Origin of the sequence: Kitasatospora sp. NPDC007106 (assembly GCF_040634455.1) — a bacterium.
GTDB classification, from domain to species: domain Bacteria; phylum Actinomycetota; class Actinomycetes; order Streptomycetales; family Streptomycetaceae; genus Kitasatospora; species Kitasatospora arboriphila.
On the sequence record NZ_JBEYFP010001238.1, the window covers coordinates 1 to 1,385 of the forward strand.

A 1,385-nucleotide genomic window follows, 5' to 3' on the forward strand; every position below is an offset into this window, starting at 1 on the left:
CGCCCCTACCAGGGGCGCGCAACGGCGCCCGTACCGCGGCGATGGGGTGGGAAGCACCATGATGGGACCGGCACACGCGCTCTCCGGAGCGGCGGCCTGGCTGGCCGCAGGAGCGGCCGCGTACGCGCTGGACCGGCCCATGCCCTGGCCCGTCCTGCTGGCGGGTGCGCTGATCTCGGCGGGCGCCGCGCTCGCCCCCGACCTCGACCACAAGGCGGCCACCGTCTCCCGCGCCTTCGGTCCGCTGTCGCGCGGCCTGTGCGAGGTCATCGACAAGATCGGTGCCGCCACCTACAAGGCGACCCGCGGCAAGGGCGACCCGCGCCGCAACGGCGGCCACCGCACCCTCACCCACACCTGGCTCTGGGCCGCGCTGTCCGGCGTGGTGGCCTCGCTGTTCTCGGCGTACGGCGACCGCTGGGGCGTCCTGGTGGTGCTCTTCATCCACATGGTGCTGGCCGTCGAGGGGCTGCTGTGGCGGCAGGCCCGGATGTCCAGCGACATCCTGGTCTGGCTGCTCGGCGCGACCAGCGCCTGGACGCTCGCCAGCGTGCTCGACAAGCCGGGCAACGGCGCGAACTGGCTGTTCGACCAGCCCGGCCAGGACTATCTGTGGATCGGCCTGCCGGTGGCGCTGGGCGCCCTGGTGCACTGCCTGGGTGACGCGCTGACCGTCTCCGGCTGCCCGGTGCTGTGGCCGATCCCGATCGGCCGCAAGCGCTGGTACCCGATCGGCCCGCCGAAGGCGATGCGCTTCCGGGCCGGCAGCTGGGTGGAGATCAAGGTCCTGATGCCGGTCTTCATGGGACTCGGCGCGATCGGCGCGGTCGCCGCCCTCGGCTTCGTCGGCTGACCCGGTCGCACACCCCGCCCACCGCACGCCCCTTCCACACGCCCCGTCGGTGCCCGCGACTCCCGCGGGCGCCGGCGGGGCGTCTCAGTGCCGCGGCGGCAGCCGGTGCAGTTCCACCCCGACCAGGCTGCCCGCCTCGATGCGGGCGGTCATGTAGGTGCAGTACGGCTGCCGGCGCCGGTCGGTCGGCGAGCCGGGGTTGAGCAGGCGCATCCCGCCCTCGGCGGTGGTGTCCCAGGGGATGTGGCTGTGGCCGAAGACCAGCACGTCCAGGCCGGGGTGCAGCGCGGCGCAGCGCTCCTCGCGCCCGCGGGCGGGGCCGGTCTCGTGGACGACGCCGAGCCGCAGCCCGTCCAGTTCGGCGCGGGCGGTCCCGGGCAGCCGGGCGCGCAGTTCCGGTCCGTCGTTGTTGCCGTGCACGGCGACCAGGCGGGCGGCGCGCTCCTCGAACAGGTCCAGGGTGGCGGTGTCCGTCCAGTCCCCGGCGTGCACCACGACGTCGGCGGCGGCGATCCGCTCCAGCAGTTCGCCG

2 protein-coding genes are annotated in these 1,385 nt (G+C 74.9%); one reads left to right on the top strand and one right to left on the bottom strand.

Translation table 11 applies throughout. The features are described 5' to 3' along the window. Window positions 1-58: 58 nt before the first annotated feature. The gene (locus ABZ641_RS37455; protein WP_344624265.1) at window positions 59-853 is read left to right on the top strand and encodes a metal-dependent hydrolase; all 795 of its coding nucleotides are present in this window, start codon (window positions 59-61) and stop codon (window positions 851-853) included. Window positions 854-937: 84 nt separating this feature from the next. Here ABZ641_RS37455 and ABZ641_RS37460 read toward each other — a convergent pair whose 3' ends face one another. Further along, complete coding sequence (locus ABZ641_RS37460; RefSeq protein WP_359989058.1) at window positions 938-1,378, bottom strand: YfcE family phosphodiesterase; 441 nt, start codon at window positions 1,376-1,378, stop codon at window positions 938-940. Window positions 1,379-1,385: the final 7 nt, after the last annotated feature.